This window comes from Pseudarthrobacter sp. As-47 (assembly GCF_058215595.1).
The window spans coordinates 3,312,631-3,326,844 of the sequence record NZ_CM177088.1 but is presented as its reverse complement, the minus strand read 5'-3'; the positions used below and the strand labels follow the sequence as shown (position 1 = coordinate 3,326,844).

General features: G+C 66.4%; 16 protein-coding genes. 8 read left to right on the top strand and 8 right to left on the bottom strand.

Annotated features, from left to right (window positions below; translation table 11 throughout):
• Positions 1–75 precede the first annotated feature (75 nt).
• Positions 76–1,086: a LacI family DNA-binding transcriptional regulator gene (locus tag AC4BCK_RS15440; protein ID WP_490566095.1), complete on the bottom strand. Its 1,011-nt coding sequence runs from the start codon at positions 1,084–1,086 to the stop codon at positions 76–78.
• 106 nt (positions 1,087–1,192) lie between these two features.
• Here AC4BCK_RS15440 and AC4BCK_RS15435 point away from each other — a divergent pair, with 106 nt between their 5' ends.
• From AC4BCK_RS15435 to AC4BCK_RS15425, 3 genes are all read left to right on the top strand, one after another.
• On the top strand, positions 1,193–2,314 hold the full coding sequence (locus AC4BCK_RS15435) for a Gfo/Idh/MocA family oxidoreductase (RefSeq protein ID WP_490566094.1): 1,122 nt from the start codon (positions 1,193–1,195) through the stop codon (positions 2,312–2,314).
• On the top strand, positions 2,311–3,102 hold the full coding sequence (locus AC4BCK_RS15430) for a TIM barrel protein (RefSeq protein ID WP_174180188.1): 792 nt from the start codon (positions 2,311–2,313) through the stop codon (positions 3,100–3,102). The genes AC4BCK_RS15435 and AC4BCK_RS15430 overlap by 4 nt, the downstream gene beginning before the upstream one ends.
• Positions 3,103–3,223: 121 nt before the next feature.
• The gene (locus AC4BCK_RS15425; RefSeq protein WP_174180187.1) at positions 3,224–3,460 is read left to right on the top strand and encodes a hypothetical protein; all 237 of its coding nucleotides are present in this window, start codon (positions 3,224–3,226) and stop codon (positions 3,458–3,460) included.
• A gap of 63 nt (positions 3,461–3,523) precedes the next feature.
• On the opposite strand, the gene AC4BCK_RS15420 is transcribed toward AC4BCK_RS15425, so the two are convergent.
• Both AC4BCK_RS15420 and AC4BCK_RS15415 read right to left on the bottom strand, forming a co-directional pair.
• Positions 3,524–5,188: a sensor histidine kinase gene (locus AC4BCK_RS15420; protein ID WP_364408468.1), complete on the bottom strand. Its 1,665-nt coding sequence runs from the start codon at positions 5,186–5,188 to the stop codon at positions 3,524–3,526.
• 43 nt (positions 5,189–5,231) lie between these two features.
• Positions 5,232–5,996 carry an SDR family oxidoreductase gene (locus AC4BCK_RS15415; RefSeq protein WP_310108727.1) on the bottom strand — a complete coding sequence of 255 codons (765 nt, stop codon included), beginning with the start codon at positions 5,994–5,996 and terminating at the stop codon, positions 5,232–5,234.
• 528 nt (positions 5,997–6,524) lie between these two features.
• Between AC4BCK_RS15415 and AC4BCK_RS15410 the strand changes: the two genes are divergently transcribed.
• The 5 genes from AC4BCK_RS15410 to AC4BCK_RS15390 all read left to right on the top strand — a co-directional run bounded on the left by AC4BCK_RS15410 (position 6,525) and on the right by AC4BCK_RS15390 (position 9,004).
• Positions 6,525–6,728: a helix-turn-helix transcriptional regulator gene (locus tag AC4BCK_RS15410; protein ID WP_366283827.1), complete on the top strand. Its 204-nt coding sequence runs from the start codon at positions 6,525–6,527 to the stop codon at positions 6,726–6,728.
• Entirely contained in the window at positions 6,721–7,911 is a 1,191-nt protein-coding gene (locus AC4BCK_RS15405; RefSeq protein ID WP_490566093.1) for a type II toxin-antitoxin system HipA family toxin, read from the top strand. Before AC4BCK_RS15410 ends, AC4BCK_RS15405 begins: the two co-directional genes overlap by 8 nt.
• A gap of 70 nt (positions 7,912–7,981) precedes the next feature.
• Positions 7,982–8,461, top strand: a complete 480-nt coding sequence (locus AC4BCK_RS15400; RefSeq protein WP_174180180.1) for a DUF2975 domain-containing protein — start codon at positions 7,982–7,984, stop codon at positions 8,459–8,461.
• Positions 8,461–8,682: a helix-turn-helix domain-containing protein gene (locus tag AC4BCK_RS15395; RefSeq protein WP_174180178.1), complete on the top strand. Its 222-nt coding sequence runs from the start codon at positions 8,461–8,463 to the stop codon at positions 8,680–8,682. The genes AC4BCK_RS15400 and AC4BCK_RS15395 overlap by 1 nt, the downstream gene beginning before the upstream one ends.
• A 127-nt stretch (positions 8,683–8,809) precedes the next feature.
• The gene (locus AC4BCK_RS15390) at positions 8,810–9,004 is read left to right on the top strand and encodes a hypothetical protein (protein WP_310108737.1); all 195 of its coding nucleotides are present in this window, start codon (positions 8,810–8,812) and stop codon (positions 9,002–9,004) included.
• Here AC4BCK_RS15390 and AC4BCK_RS15385 read toward each other — a convergent pair whose 3' ends face one another.
• The 5 genes from AC4BCK_RS15385 to AC4BCK_RS15365 all read right to left on the bottom strand — a co-directional run bounded on the left by AC4BCK_RS15385 (position 9,005) and on the right by AC4BCK_RS15365 (position 14,210).
• Complete coding sequence (locus AC4BCK_RS15385; protein WP_490566092.1) at positions 9,005–9,733, bottom strand: cation efflux transmembrane domain-containing protein; 729 nt, start codon at positions 9,731–9,733, stop codon at positions 9,005–9,007.
• Complete coding sequence (locus AC4BCK_RS15380; protein WP_174180174.1) at positions 9,730–10,056, bottom strand: ArsR/SmtB family transcription factor; 327 nt, start codon at positions 10,054–10,056, stop codon at positions 9,730–9,732. Before AC4BCK_RS15380 ends, AC4BCK_RS15385 begins: the two co-directional genes overlap by 4 nt.
• 209 nt (positions 10,057–10,265) lie before the next feature.
• A complete protein-coding gene (locus AC4BCK_RS15375) occupies positions 10,266–10,595 on the bottom strand; it encodes a hypothetical protein (protein WP_174180207.1) in 330 nt (109 codons plus the stop codon).
• A gap of 172 nt (positions 10,596–10,767) precedes the next feature.
• Positions 10,768–12,231: a TrkH family potassium uptake protein gene (locus tag AC4BCK_RS15370; RefSeq protein ID WP_364270949.1), complete on the bottom strand. Its 1,464-nt coding sequence runs from the start codon at positions 12,229–12,231 to the stop codon at positions 10,768–10,770.
• Positions 12,228–14,210, bottom strand: coding sequence for an APC family permease (locus AC4BCK_RS15365; protein WP_490566091.1), 1,983 nt, complete (start codon positions 14,208–14,210; stop codon positions 12,228–12,230). The genes AC4BCK_RS15370 and AC4BCK_RS15365 overlap by 4 nt, the downstream gene beginning before the upstream one ends.
• Positions 14,211–14,214: the final 4 nt, after the last annotated feature.

Sequence of the window (14,214 nt, the reverse complement as noted above, 5' to 3'; positions counted from 1 at the left end):
GTGACCGGAGTGACCCCCTTTTCCAGTCTGAAGGCCGCCCGGGCGGCGCAGTGGAGATTCCGGCTCAGGATCAGCCTAGTTTTGGCCCACTTTTTGCGCACCGGCGTGTCCCGTGGTCTTGCGGAGGACCAGGTGGGGCGTCCGGACAACGCGGCCCGGTGGCAGCGTCCCTTCCACCCGCTCCACGGCGCGGTCCACGGCTGCCGCTGCAAGGAGCGGGGCGTCCTGGCTGATGGAGGAAAGCTGGACGTAGCTCAGCCTGGCGAAGTGGCTGTCGTCGTAGCCGAGCACGGAAATGTCCGCCGGGATGCTGATGCCGGCAGCCCGGAAGCTCTCCATGATTCCGAGGGCCGATCTGTCATTGAAGGCGATCACGGCCGTGGGCAGGTCCGCCTGGAGGGCCTGCCCCGCCCGCATGCCGGTTTCCTCATCCGGGCCCCCGGGAACAACCACGGGCACCAGCCCGTGCCGGAGCATCTCCGCGCGATACGCCTCCCGGCGCTGGTCCGAGGAGACGGCTGTGCCGCCGTCCACGTGGGTGATCCGGCGGTGGCCCAGGCTGGCCAGGTGCTCCACGGCTATCCGGATGCCGGCGTAATCGTCACTGCTGACCGAATCCACCAGGCCGCCCACATCCTCGCGCAGGAGGCTCACCACCGGCACCCGGCGGGCATGCAGTGCCAGGTCCTCGGTGCTGAGGGTCGGGGCGATGATGATCAGGGCTTCGGCGCCAACGTCCAGCAGCGTCTCGATGGCGCGGGCCTCGGGCCTGCCGGCGGCCACGGCGCTCAGAGCTATCTCATAACCCCTGGCCGAGGCTTCGGCGTATGCGGCATCCACGATTTCCGCGTGGAACGGCTGTGAACTGGAGAAAATGAGGCCCAGGAGCCTGGTCCGGCTGCTCCGGAGGAGCCGCGCCCGGGAGTCTGCCCGGTAGCCCAGTTCCCGGGCCGCCTCCAGGACTTTTTGCCGGGTTGATTCCGCGGCGCCGGGAGCACCCCGCATCACGATGGACACCAGGGCACGTGAAACACCGGCCGCCTTGGCGACGTCCATCAGGGTGGGGCGGCGCTGCAGTTCCGTCATATCTCCTCCTGGGAGTAACAGTCTATAGAACGATCTAGACCTGGCGTGCACCGCATGTCATCATGGTTCGACTAGAACGATCTAGACGACGATGTCAGGAGTAATTATGGGTTACCTTCAGCACCCGGTCAGCGAAGACCGTCCGGTCCGCATCGGCTTGATCGGCGCCGGCTGGATTGGAAGTTTCCATGCCGAGTCCGTAGCGCTGCGCATCCCCAACGCCCGGCTGGAGGCAATTGCTGATCCGGCCCTGCCCGCTGTTGAGGCCCTGGCCGGCCGGCTGGGTGTTGCCAAGATCAGTACGGACCCGGCGGATGTGCTCCAGGATCCCGACGTCGATGCTGTCCTGATTGCCGCGCCGGCCCGTTTTCATTCCGGGCTCATCGCGGCGGCAGCCCGGGCAGGGAAACACGCCTTCTGCGAAAAGCCGGGCGGCCGCACGGTGGAGGAGCTCGACGAGGCCCTGACTGCAGCCGGGGCCGCGGGCGTCGTGGTCCAGTTCGGTTTCAACCGGCGCTATGCGGACGGCTTCGCCGCGGCCCGCAAGCTGATCGATGACGGCGCCGTGGGAACGCCGCAGCTGCTGCGGTCCTTGACCCGCGATCCGGGTACCGCGGACGGGATCGCCGACCCGGGGCGGATCCCGCCCGGGACCATCTTCCTGGAAACCCTCATCCATGATTTCGACACCCTCAACTGGCTGAACCCGGGCGCAGTTCCGGTCAGCGTCTATGCCGTTGCCGATGCGCTGGTGGCGCCCGGGGCGAAAGAGGGCGGACTGCTGGACACCGCCGTGGTCACCGTGACCTACAACAACGGGGCCATTGCCGTGGCCGAGGCGAACTTCAATGCGCTGTATGGCTATGACGTGCGGGGGGAAGTTTTCGGCTCCGCGGGGATGGTGACGGCGGGAGGGCCGCAGGAAACCAGCGCCACCAGCTACACCGCTGCCGGAATCGGCTCGGCCACGGTCCGGCGGAACGTGGATCTGTTCCACGACGCCTACACGGCCGAACTCGCCCACTTTGTGAACGCCGTCAAGGCCGGCCGTGACGGCACGGAGGCTCCCGTCGCCCACGCACCCGGTGGCACCGATGCCCGGAACGCCCTGGCGGTAGCCCTTGCCGCCTTCCGTTCGGCTGAAACGGGCCTGCCGGTGGACGTCGCATCCGTTGCCGTCCTCACTCCGGCAGAACCTGCACAGCACCTCGTGGGGAATATCGCATGAGCTTCCGGCTGGCCGTGTGCGCCGAGATGGTCTACGGCGAACTGCCGTTGCTCGAGCGGGTCAGGAGAATCCATGGGCAGGGGTTCGAGGTGGAGCTGTGGGATACCCGGGGCCGGGACATCGCGGCCCTGGCAGCTACAGGAGCACGGTTCTCCTCGATGACCGGCTATTTTGGCGGCAGCCTTACCGATCCCCGCAGCGCCGGCGAGGTGCTGGCGTCTGCGGAGAAGCTGATCCCTGCCGCGCTGGAACTCGGTGTCGAGAGGATGGTGGTGCATCCGGCGGAGCTCGGGGAGGGCGGCCGGGCTGTCCGCCCCGTACACCGGTCAACAGGTGACATGTGGCTGACCGGCCGGAGCACCCTCGAACGCCTGGCAGTCCTGGGCGAAAAGCACGGTGTGGCCTTCGCACTGGAGAACCTGAACACCGTCCTGGACCACCCCGGCATTCCGCTCGCCCGGGCCAAAGACACCATGGCGCTGGTCTCGGCAGTTGACCACCCCAACGCCCGGATGATGCTGGACCTCTACCACGCCCAGATCGGTGAGGGGAACCTGATCGAACTTGTCCGGGCCGCGCTGCCCTGGGTGGGGGAAATCCAGGTGGCCGACGTCCCGGGCCGTTGTGAGCCAGGTACCGGGGAGATCAACTACCGCGCAGTTGCGGGCGCCCTCCGCGAAGCCGGCTACACAGGAGTCGTCGGTCTCGAAGCGTCTGCCGCCGGGGGAGCGGGCCTGGCAGCGGGGGATGCCGCCCTTGCAGCTTTCCGGGCGGCGTTTGAAGGCTAGCCGGGCCTATGGCTGTGATCCCCGCCTTTGCCGCCCGGGAAGGTACACCACCCGCTGACCGCGTACCCAGCGCGCAGGAAACGGGTAAGGAGTATCGGCGCTTCCGGGCCTAAGCTTGATCATGGATGCGATTCCGTCCCTGGTCCTGGTCTTTGGTGTGGCTTTTGTGTGGCTGGGTTTGACGGTGATCGTCCTCCTCAGGTTGCGCCGCCGCCGGAGGGGGTCATCGCTGGTGGCCACCGCTGCCCCTCCCGCCGGCCGCGCCGGCACCCACTCCCGCAAGCACTGGCGGCTGGCCCACCCGCTCACGGGCAGCGCCCCGGCCGGACGGCACAGGGGCGGGAAGGCCCGCGGGTAGCCGTTCCCGGCCTGTCGCCGAACGTCCGGGCGGCCGACGGCGGCACCCGGCACCGGGAGCCTGTTACCGGGCGGCCGCGAGGGAGGGATGGAGGGCATCCGCGTCCGGAAGGGTCAGGACCGCCGTGGTTCCCTTGCCGCGGCTGCTGGACAGGCTGATGGTTCCGCGATGGTTTTCGACGATGGACCGGGTGATGGCCAGCCCCAGGCCCGCACCGGGAATGGCGGAAGAGTGGGCATTGGCCGCCCGGAAGAAACGGGTGAAGGCTTGGGCCAGCTCATCCTCGGTCATGCCGATCCCGGTGTCGGTGACTTCGCACCTGAGGTCTTGTCCTGCGGCGCTGACCCGCACGGTGACAGCTCCGCCTTCCGGCGTGTACTTGATGGCGTTCGACACCAGGTTGTCGATCGCCTGGCCGAGGCGGTCGGGGTCAAACCGTCCTGTGGCCGGACCCGTTGATTCGAGTTCAAGGGTGATGCCAGCGGCCGCGGCGTGCGGCTGTGCAGCGCTGATGCTGGTGGCGGCAACGTCGTTGAGGTCCGCCGGGCGGGGACTGATGGTCAACGATCCGGACGCGATGGTCAGCAGGTCACCCACGAGGGTCAGCAGCCGCCGCGCGTTGCGCTTGGCCACCGTCAGGCACTGTTCCACGCCGGGGTCAAGGCCCTCCTCGTCCAGGGCCAGGTCCAGGTAGCCCAGGATGGACGTCAGCGGCGTCCGCAGCTCGTGGGAGACGCTGGCCAGGAATTCGTCCTTCGCGGAGAGCGCCGTCACCAGGGCGGTGACATCCGTGAAGGCCAGGACCGCGCCTGAGTTGCCTCCAGCGGATGTCCTGGTAAGACGGCAGGTTACCGAGTAGGCGCGCTGGGTGGTTCCGGTGCCCACCCAGATCAGTTCGTCGGTGAATGATTCACCCCGGGCGGCGCGCGAGCGGGGGTGCCGTTCGGGGGGAAGCCGGTGTTTCCTGTCGACGCCGTAGACGGGAAGATCGGTCACGTTGCCGGGAGTCGGTTCACTGCCGATGGCGTCCGCGAGGCGGCTGCCAAGGTGCCGGTTCACCAGTACGGCCTGGCCTTGGCCGTCGAGGGCGCACACACCCACACTGACAGTGTCCATCACTGTGTTCAGCAGCTGTTCGCGGTCCTCGCTGGCCGCCAGCAGGTCCCGGAGGTCCGCTTCCTGTTGATGCAGCAGGCGCCGCTGCATGGCGAGCCCGTTGGCAACCCCGAACGCGGTCAGTGCGATCGCCCCCAGGATGACCGGCAGGAGCACCACCCGGATGAAGGATGCGCTGGTGAACCCGTTGCCGAGGATTACCGGCGGCACTGCCACGCTGAGGATGGTGGCAAGGACCGCCAGGACAACACCTGTGCGGCGCAGGCCCACAGCCAGCCAGACGACCGGAAAAACGAGCAGGAAGCTCAGGACGGTAAGGTGCTGGCCGCCTGATTCGCGGGACAGCCCGATCGCCAGGCAGTCCAGGAACGGAATCACGAAGACGGCCCGCGCCGGGAGGCGTTGCCAGGGCACTGCGGCGCTGGCCGCGAGCAGCAGCAGATGCGCGGCCAGGCTGAACATGAACGGCCCCGACCACTCGAACCCGGGGTGCAGAAGGGCAACCAGGACCGTGACGAGCAGCACCGTGACCGACAGCGGCAGCTGGAACATCACCGTCCGGCCGCGGGGCCCCAGCTTGCGGAAGTAGCGGTCCGTCGATTCGAAAAGCATGGTTCCCCCTTAAACCAGTGTCCAGTCTGTTGCGTGGACCCCGTTACTGATCCCGGCCGCCGTCGGCTTCAGCAGTTTCCAGCCACTCGCTGAACGTCTGGCGTCCGACGGCGGCACCCGCCGCCGGGACCAGCGCACCGCTGCGCATGGCTTTGCCCATAGCGCCGGGCAGCACTGCCTCAAGGATCCTTTTGCGCTGGCCGGTCTTGGCCAGGTAGGCGCGCACCAGTGCTGCGAGTTGTTCGGTCCGGGGCCCGCCCAGGTCCGGGACCCTTCCCCGGGGTCCTGACTCTGCCGCCGTCACCAGGGCCTCAGCCACCTCCCGGGCAGCCACGGGCTGGGTGAACATCCTGGGAACTGTGACCACCGGACCCACTGTCCCGATCTTCACCGCCAGCGGTACGAACTCGTGGAACTGTGTGGAGCGCAGCAGGGTCCAGGGAATGCCGCCGTGCCGGACCTCATCCTCCTGCACCAGCTTCCCCGCGTACAGGCCGGACGTTGAACCGTCGATCCCCACGATGGAGAGCGCCACGTGGTGCTTGACCCCCGCCTGCTTCTCGGCTGCCAGCAGGTTCTGGGTGGCGTTGGTGAAGAAGTCCACAGCCTTTTTGGTGGACGTGGTCTGGATGCCGGAGACGTCAATGACTGCCTCCACGCCCTGGAGGGCCTGGGTGAGGCCGCGGCCGTTCACCAGGTCCACGCCTTCGGCCCGGCTCATGCTGGACACCTCGTGGCCGCGTGCTGTGGCCACCTGCACCACGTGGCGGCCAACAGTACCGGTTCCCCCTGCAACGGCAATCCTCATGCAGCAAATCCTATGCCCGTCAGGGGCCGGTGCGTCAGCGGCTTGGGGGTGCAATGCTTGGCCTCCTTTGAAGGACGGCAGGGGTTCCATGTCCGAAGGCCGCTACTGCTGCTGGTCGGCTGATCGCGCGGACGGTGAGAGAGGAGGGCCGGCGGCTATTTGCGGAGCCACGCTGTTCCGCCGCCTCCGCCGCCGGCCCTGGCCTGTTGCCGGGCCCAGACCCCAGCTGCTGCTGCCTTACGCTTCAGGCCCCTCTCCCACCAGTGTGCGGTGGGCGGATCAAGGACCGGCGAGGATTGCCTCAAGATCAACCAAGGACCGGTTCTCTTGCTTGCTAAACAAATCCCTGGGCCCGGTCCTTCGGTGTCGATGCTGGGGAAATCTGAAAAATACTTCCGATAAGGGGACCGGCGGGCTGCCTAGTGGATGCCTGGCCTTTTTTCCGCAATATATTGCGATTTCATGGATAGTGGGGCATTCTCTCCTAGAGGAGCGCAGAAATCAGCAATATTTTGCGGAAAGGGAAAGATGGACGACGTGCAGGCCATTGGAGCCAGTATCCGGCGCGCCCGCAAGGAGGCCGGCATTACCCAGGGCACGCTGGCTGACCTGGTGGGCACGTCCTCCCGAACCATCCATGCCATTGAAACGGGGACGGGCAACCCGTCACTGGGTACCGTTGCCGCCGCAGCCAATGCGGTGGGACTGCACCTCAGGGCCGCTGATGACTGAGGACCTGCAGCGCCTGAAGTTCGTCCGCGGCGCAGACGTGTACAAGGCCGGCGTCCTGGCCGGACACCTCTCCCGCACAGGCCGCGGCAGCGTGGCCTTCTCCTACACTGCCGAATACCTTGCTGCCGGCTCCCGCCCGGTGGCAACAACGCTGCCCCTTGCCGGGGATGCCGTGGAATCCCCCAGTGGTGCGCTGCCGGCCTTCTTCTCCGGGCTCCTGCCGGAGGGGCACAGGCTCACAGTCCTCAAGGACGCCGTGAAGACGAGCCTCGGTGATGAGCTGAGCCTCCTCCTGGCGGTGGGCGCCGACATGCCCGGCGACGTGCAGGTTGTCCCGGCCGGCGAGCCGCTGGTGGAACAGCAGCCCCTGGCGGACACCTCCCGTCCCGAAGACCTGGACTTCTCCTACCTGGCGGACGCGGTGGATCCGCACGGACTGCCGGGCGTGCAGCACAAGGCAAGCGCCTCAATGATGACCACCCCGCTGGCGCTTGCCAACCGCCGCTACCTGCTCAAGCTGGATCCGCCCAGCTACCCGCATCTTGTCTTGAACGAGGCAGCCCATCTCACCGGAGCCAAAGCCCTGAAGATTCCCGTGGCCAGGCACAGCGTGGTCACGGACAAGCGCGGCACGCCCGGGCTGCTGGTGGAGCGGTTCGACCGTGCCCACTCCGACGGCCTGGTGCGCCTGGCGCTCGAGGACGGAGCGCAGGTGATGAACCTGCCGCCGGCGTCGAAATACGCCGTCACCTCCGAGCAGCTGGTCCTGGCGCTTGCTGATCTGTGCAGGGCAAAGGCCGTGGCCGTGCGGAACCTCTACCTGCAGTTCATCTTTGCCTGGCTCACAGGCAACGGGGACCTGCACGCCAAGAATGCCGCCGTCCTCGCCGGCAGGAACGGAAGCTGGACCGTGGCGCCGATGTACGACATCCCCTGCACCCTGCTCTACGGTGACGACACCATGGCGCTTCCCCTCGCCGGAAAGGTCAAGGGACTTAAGGCCAGGCACTGGCAGGAGTTCGCGGCCGCCATTGGGCTTCCTCCCCGGGCAGCGGCAGCAGCCAACACCCTGGCCCTCGCCGCGGCCGCGGGCATCCGGCTGGACGCCCTGCCCGTCGCGGGATCACCCCTCAACGGCGCGCTGCGGGAGCTCCGGTTCCGCCGTGACCAGATGACGTCCTGACCCTCTCTGGGCTAGCAACTGATGACAACTATCGATTGACTTTCGATAGTTAGTAGCTGAAACTCGATATATGAAAATAACCCGCCTGGCGGTCACCGCCCTCCGGATGGTCCTTGTGGTGGCCTTCCTCCTGCTGCTCCTGTTCCAGGTCATGTCCATCCCCGGGCAGTTCGCGCACATGGCGCAGGAGAATCCGGACCGTGCCAACCTTCAGTGGCCCCTCACCATCTTCTTCATCCTGGAGGTGGCCTGCGTCCAGGTGGTGATCGTGGGCACTTGGAAGCTGCTGACGCTCGTCAAGCGCGACAGGATTTTCAGCAACGGAGCCCTGGTGTGGGTGGATGCCATTGTCTGGGCCATCGCGGCCGGCTGGACGATGCTGGCTGCGCTTTCCGCCGTCGTCGTCCTTAATGCCGACGATCCCGGACTCCCGCTCCTCCTGATCCTGATTCTGGTAGCCGGCGCCGCCCTGGGCCTGGTGGTGGTGGTGCTGCGCGCCCTGCTCCGGCAGGCTGCCGACCTCCGGGCGGACATGGAAGCGGTGATCTGATGCCCATTGTGGTGCGCATCGACGTCGAACTGGCCAGGCAGAAGATGAGCGTGGGGGAGTTCGCCGAACGTGTGGGCCTGACTCCCGCCAACGTGGCCGTGCTGAAAAACGGCCGCGCCAAGGCGGTACGCTTCAGCACCCTCGAGGCCATGTGCCGGGTGCTGGACTGCCAGCCGGGCGACCTGCTCGAGTTCGTGGAGGACGAGCCGCAGGGCCCGTGACCATGCTTTGGTCGGGCGGCCGCCAGGGGGTAGGTAGGGGAGTTGAAACCCTTGACATGGCGGGCGTTCTCGAACCTACTCTGGAAGTGCTCAGGCAGTGGGCTATCCCGGTCCCCAAGGGAGCGACATGGCGCACGACAACACCGAACCCGAGGAAAATACTGAGCCTGCGCAGGAGGGGGAACCCAAGCCGCCGCCGGAGCAGGGGACGCAGCCTGGGTCCGAGCCAGAGCAGCCGGAAAGTCCTTCCGGCCAATGGGAGGACCCGCCCCGGCCGCCGAGCCCCAGCGGCTTCAACCCGGACTACTGGCCCAAATACTGATCATGATCCGTTGCCTGTAGGCGGCGCGTCAGTGGCGTAGTCCGTGCAGCAGCCACCGGCTACGGGACTGCCCTCCAGCCCGGCGTCCATGGCGCCCCTGGCCGGAACCGTGCAGCACACATCGCCGCGCCAGGCCTCGATCCCTTCCCGGACGGCGATGGCCGCGATCACCAGCGCGGCGGCAGCGTCTGCCCACCACCAGCCCACCGTGGCGTTCAGCAGCAGGCCGGCCAGGAGCACAGCCGACAGGTAGGTGCAAAGCAGCGTCTGCTTGGAGTCAGCTACCGCCGTTTTGGACCCCAGTTCGCGGCCGGCGCGGCGCTGCAGCCAGGACAGTACCGGCATTATGGCCAGGCTCAGTGCCGCAATGACGATGCCCGGCACTGATTGCTCCGCCCCTTCCCCAGCGGCCAGGGACCGGATGGCTTCGGCGGAAACAAAAGCGGCGAGGGCAAAGAAGGACAGGGCGATGATCCGCAGTGTCAGATGCTCGCGCCGTTCCGGATCCTTCGAGGCAAACTGCCAGGACAGCGCGACGGCGGAGGCAACCTCGATCACCGAGTCCAGGCCGAATCCGATCAGTGCAGCCGATCCGGCCACCCCGCCGGCCCAGAGGGCAACCACCGCCTCGATGACGTTGTAGGTGATGGTGGCGGCGGCGAAGAAGCGGATGCGGCGGGAGAGGACGGCGCGGCGTTCCGGGGCCGGCGACATCTGGATTTCCGTCATGCCTGGCAGGTCCCGTCCGGTGCGCAGCACGCCGGATCGACGGCCAGCACGACACCCAGCAGGTCGCGGATGGCGTGGCCCAGCCGTTCGTCCGCCAGTTCGTACCTGGTCCGCCTGCCGTCCGGTACTGCCGCCACCAGGCCGCAGCCGCGCAAGCATGCCAGGTGGTTGGACATGCTCTGCCGGGACACGCCAAGGGAGTCGGCCAGGTCCGAAGGGTACGCGCCGCCGTTGGCAAGGGCGAGGAGGATCCGGGCGCGGGTCGGGTCCGACACCGCATAACCGAACCGGGCCAGGACCGGAGCATGCGTGAGGGTCTGCATGAACCCCAGAGTACAGCGTCCCCTGTATTCAGGAGAGGCTGTACTCTGCGGACATGGCCCGTACCGGGCTCCCAGCAGACGTGGAGTGAAGCTACCCGTCTATTCGGATACAGCTGCACTCGCAGTCCGTGGACATCAGGAAAAAGAAAGTGTGCGGCTGGCGCCCTGGCCCGACGATTGGGCTCTTCGGGTGCCGTTGCCTGGGGCGCCTATGCGGCGATCAGTGCCGGCGAGTGTGCCCTGCGGGCGGCAGCGCGCGGCGCCAGGACGCTGATGGTGCACGGCGCCTGCTGCGGATCGATTTTTGCTGGCAGGTGGTGGGTTTCGGAAGAGGCATGGAGCATTTCCAGCGCTTCCTGGTCCACCCGCGCATGCGAGATATCCAGTTCCACGCCCAGCCCTTCACGTAAGGAATTGGCGCGCTTGACGACTACATACAGTGCGTTGACGCTGTGGACGGTGACATGCCCCTTTGCAATCACCTGTGCCTTGGCGTGGTCGAGATCTACACGGACAACAATGTTCAGCTTGGAATTCAAGTTGTAAAGCCTTCCCCGGCATTGGCTGCGACGCTGCAGCTTCTTGCTTATGGCCGTTTGCATCAGCCTCATCCAGAGTAGGGACTGAATGTGATGCACGCAACATGAAGGTGTTTATTACATCGTTTGGTTTTCCTGCAGGGCGTCGACCGGAACGTCCGCCCGATCCGCATCAGCCGATGATGGGACGTTCCTCCGGAAGCCGGAACAGGCGCGGGTGTGCCGTCAGGGCCAGTGCGGAGGCCACCGCCACAGTGCCGATGCGTCCGGTGAACATCAGGGCCATCAGCACCCATTCGGCAGCAGGGGGCAGGTTGTAGGTGATGCCGGTGCTCATCCCTACAGTGGCGAACGCCGAGATGGCTTCAAAGAGGACCTTCTCGAGGCTGTAGTCGGTGAGTATCAGGAGGAGCATGGTTCCTGCGATGACGGCGGCAATGCCCAGGAGGGCAACGGAGAGGGCCTGGCGCTGTGAGGACGAACTGATGGAGCGGTGTGCAATGGTGACCTGGTCCCGGCCACGGACTTCATTCCAGATGGCGAAGCCCAGCACCAGGAAAGTGGTGATCTTGATGCCGCCTGCAGTGCCGGCGCTGCCGCCTCCGATAAACATCAGGATGTTGGTGACCATGAGTGTTTCCGGAGAAGCGGCGCCGTAATCGATGCTGTTGAATCCAGCTGTGCGGGGAAAGACGCTGCCGGCGAATGAGCCGAGGATCTTTCCCGTGAGGGAAAGCGGGCCCAGTGTTTCATTCCTGTTCCACTCGAAGGCGGCGAACAGGGCGGTTCCCGCGGCCAGCAGCAGAAGGGTTCCGTAGATGGTCAGCCGCAGGTGGATGGACCAGTCCTTCGGTGCCACTTCCCCGCGGGTGAGCTGGATGATGACGGGGAAACCGAGTCCTCCGCCGATGATCGCCAGGCAGATCGGCGTGATGATCCAAGGGTCTTCGGCGAAGCCGATGAGGTTGTCGCTATAGAGGGAGAAGCCCGCGTTGTTGAACGCTGATATGGCGTGGAACGTCCCGTGCCACAAGGCGGTCGCAGGATTCTGGTCGTAGGCCGACCAGAACCGCAGTGTCAGGACCAGGGCTGTCGCGGCTTCGAACGCAAGCATGATCCTGGCCACGCGGAGCAGCACGGCCCGGACATCGCCCAGGTTCAGGGTATGGGTCTCCGACTGCGCCACCAGTTGTCCGCGCAGGCCGATGCTCTTGCGCACCAGCAGTGCCAGCAGCGTTGCCAAGGTCATGATGCCGAATCCGCCCACCTGGATGAGGCCCAGGATGATGCCCTGGCCGAAGGGAGTCCAGAACGTTGCAGTATCCACGGTGATGAGGCCCGTGACGCAGACGGCAGAGACGGACGTGAACGCAGCCGGCATGAACCCTTCGGCCCCGCCGTCTGTCCGGGCAGCGGGGAGCATCAGCAGCCCGGTGCCCACGATGATGACCATCAGGAACGCCACCGGCACCGCCCTGACCGGATGGGACATCAGCCGGCTGACGACGTTTTCCCTGCCGGTGCCTTTTCCGTTCCTGGCGTCGCGGAGCATCTTCTGGACGGCGGCAACACTCGCTGTGTCCTGGCCAGTCTTCGGGGTGCCCGGCGCCGGCGGGCCGCTCCTGCGCAGGCTCATCCCACGTGGATGCCCGGGCGGGCGTCCGGGCAGGGTTCGTTTTCGCGGATGATTTCGCGGACCACCGGGGCAGTGTCTCCGCGGCCCAGGAGGAGGTACCGCATCAGGTGGGCCAGGGGATTTCCCTCAGACCACTCGAAGTAGGCGTGCGGCCGCACGCCGGTGCCGTCCCGCAGGGCCAGGAGGATCGCTGCGATGGCGTTGGGTGCGGCCGGGCTGTTGGCCCGCAGGATTCTGTGGCCGTCCACTTCCACGCCACGGACTTCCAGGATGTCGCTGAACTCGGAGGGGTCCGTGATGTCGATTTCCAGGAAGATGACGTCAGCGGTGCCCGGGACGGGGTTGTTCTCCCGCTGCACCGCTTCCTTGTCCCTGTACTCGGCGCCATCACGGTCCTGCGGACGGTTGGCGATCAGGTTGATCCGGCCGTCGAATTCCAGGGTGTCGCTGATGAAGCGGCGCGCCCCGTCGTCGAACTCGATCTTTTCCACGCGAAGCTCTGTGGTGCGGCTGATGCGGGAGACGAGGGAGACGGCAATGATGCCGAGGATGAAGAACGCGGAGATCGTGATGCCGTCCGGTTTCTCTATCACGTTGGCAGCCAGGGCGTAGAGCATCACCAGCGTGAGGGCAGTGAAACCGATGGATGCCGCGCGCTGCTTCCGGCGGATGGCGGAAATGGTGACGGCGATGGCTCCGGAGACCATCATGGCCAGGATTCCGGTGGCGTACGCGCCGGCCTGGGCGTTGACGTCCGCATTGAAGCCGATGGTGATCAGGATGCTGATGGACGTGTAGACCAGTACCACCGGGCGCACGGCGCGGGACCAGTCCGGGGCCATTCCGTAGGAGGGAAGGTAGCGCGGGACGATGTTGATCAGGCCGGCCATCGCCGAGGCGCCGGCGAACCAGAGGATGAGGATGCTGCTGATGTCATAGACGGAGCCGAAGCCGTTGCCGAGCTGTTCGTGGGCAAGGTACGCGAGCGCCCGGCCGTTGGCTTCGCCCCCGTCCTGGAACTGGTCCGCGGGGATCAGCACCGTGGTGACGAAGCTGCTGCCAATCAGGTAGACGCTCATGATCAGTGCGGCTGCGGTCAGGAGCTTGCGGGTGTTCCTGATCCGGCCGGCGAGCTTCTCCTCCGGAGTAGTGCCTTTGGAGGCCACCAGCGGCATCATGCTGACGCCGGTCTCGAAGCCCGACAGTCCCAGCACCAGCAGCGGGAAAGCCATCAGCGCCGGGCCGATGACCCCGCCCAGGCCTCCGCCGGAGGACGTGAGGGCGCCGGTCCAGCCGCTCAAAGCACCGGGGGTAGTAAAGATCTCCACGGCCCCTGCCCCGATGATCACCGCATTCATCAGCAGGAAGACCGCCACCAGCGGGATGGCCACGGCCACGGCTTCGGAGAAGCCCATCAGGAACACCCCGCCCAGGATCAGGAGCAGGACCACGGTGATCGTGACGGCCTGGCCTTCCAGGAATCGGGGCAGGTACGGGTTCTCCAGCAGGTGCACGGTGGCGTCGGCCGCTGACAGGGTGATGGTAATGATCCAGGACGTGGCCACGAAGCCGAGCAGGACCAGCACGAAGACCTTTCCCCGCCAGAACGGCAGGAGCCGTTCGAGCATGGCCACGGACCCCTGCCCGTGGGGGCTTTCCTTCGCCACGCGCCGATACATTGGCAGCATTCCGAGCAGTGTCAGCGCCACGATCAGCAGGGTGGCGAGCGGGGACAGCGCGCCGGCAGCCAGGGCGGCGATGCCCGGAAGGTAGGACAGGGTTGAGAAGTAGTCCACTCCGGTGAGGCACATGACCTTCCACCAGCTCTGCTGCGGGGCATGGGCCTCGGCGGCTTCCGGGCCGACCGGCTGGTGCACCCGGTGTTCAAGGAGCCAGCGGACGAACACGTTGCCGGGCTCCAGCTCGCGTTCAGGGTTTGGAACGGTAGCGGGAAGGGAGAACTGGGCGGAAGCCGTCAAGGAC